Source organism: Clostridium sediminicola (genome assembly GCF_050402865.1).
In the GTDB taxonomy this organism is placed as follows: domain Bacteria; phylum Bacillota; class Clostridia; order Clostridiales; family Clostridiaceae; genus Clostridium_AF; species Clostridium_AF sediminicola.
This window is the reverse complement of record NZ_BAABMF010000063.1, coordinates 1-1,329: the sequence shown is the minus strand read 5'-3', so window position 1 is coordinate 1,329 and position 1,329 is coordinate 1. Positions and strand designations below refer to the sequence as shown.

Here is a 1,329-nt window from a genome sequence, read left to right as displayed (position 1 = left end):
AATCCAATCAACATTGCAATAATCCATGGCCATACATTCTTAACTACATCCTCGAAGCTAGCATCACATATTTGTGCAGCAACAAAGAGGTTTCCTCCAAGTGGTGGAGTAAGTAGTCCTAATGTAGCATTAAATATAAACATTACACCATAATGAATTGGACTAATTCCATATTGCACAGCAATATTCAATAAAATTGGACTTAATATTACGTTGATTGCTATACCGTCAAGGAATGTTCCAAGGAACATAACTAGTACATTAAGAGTTATTAATATCATGAATTTAGATGAAATATTAGCTAAAACAAATGCTGCCATTCTTGTTGGTACTTGTTCTAATGCTAATATTTTTCCGAATCCTGATGATACTCCTAATATAAATAATATTGTTGCAGTTGTTACAACTGATTTAAAGAACATATCAGGTAAGTCTTTTGGTTTAATACGATTTTCTTTTTTAATCATTCCAAATACTAAACCATATACTACAGCAACAACAGCTGCTTCTGTAGGAGTGAATGCACCTGAATATATACCTCCTAATATGATTATAGGCATAACTAAAGATGCTTTAACTTTCCATGTAACTTGAAGTTTCTCTTTTATAGTGTATTTTTTACCTTGAGGTAATTTATTTTTAACAGAAAATATATAACAATATACTAAGAAACAACATCCAACTAATATTCCTGGTATTATTTCTGCTGTAAATAATTTCGCAATTGATACATTATTCAAAGCTCCATAAACAACAAGTCCCATACTTGGTGGAATCATTTGACCCAATCCACCAGCTGTAGCTATAAGTGCTGCAGAAGCTCCATTGCTAAGTCCTTGTTTACGTAATTCTGGTAATGCAATCAATCCGATTGCTGCAACTGTTGCATATGCAGAACCTGAAATAGCTCCAAATAACATACAAGATATTACTGTTACCATCATTACTCCGCCACGAACTCTTCCTACTGTTACACGTGCTGCTTCAAATAAACCTTGTGAAATCCCTGCACTTGACATTATATGTCCTGCAAGAATAAAAAATGGAATTGCAGTTAACGTAAAGGAATCCACACTATTTGCCATTCCTCTAACAACATATGTTAATGAAATTATATCACTTGAAAAAATTGCTCCGAGTACACTAACACCTATAGCAACGCCTATAGGAACACTTAAAAATGCTAATCCAATAAATAATATAAATAGAACCGCTACAGCCATTATTGTTCTCCTTCCTTCACATCATTAAAGCTTTTTACTCTCTTTATAATACTTTGTATTAATCTAACACATACTGAAATAAATCCTAGTGGCATAACTAGGTACA

1 protein-coding gene is annotated in these 1,329 nt (G+C 32.8%); it reads right to left on the bottom strand.

Annotated elements, in window-relative coordinates; genetic code table 11:
• Positions 1-1,223, bottom strand: a 1,223-nt coding sequence (locus ACQ3F0_RS26705) for a TRAP transporter large permease (protein ID WP_428868861.1), incomplete at its 3' end; no start/stop codon positions are given.
• Positions 1,224-1,329 lie beyond the last annotated feature (106 nt).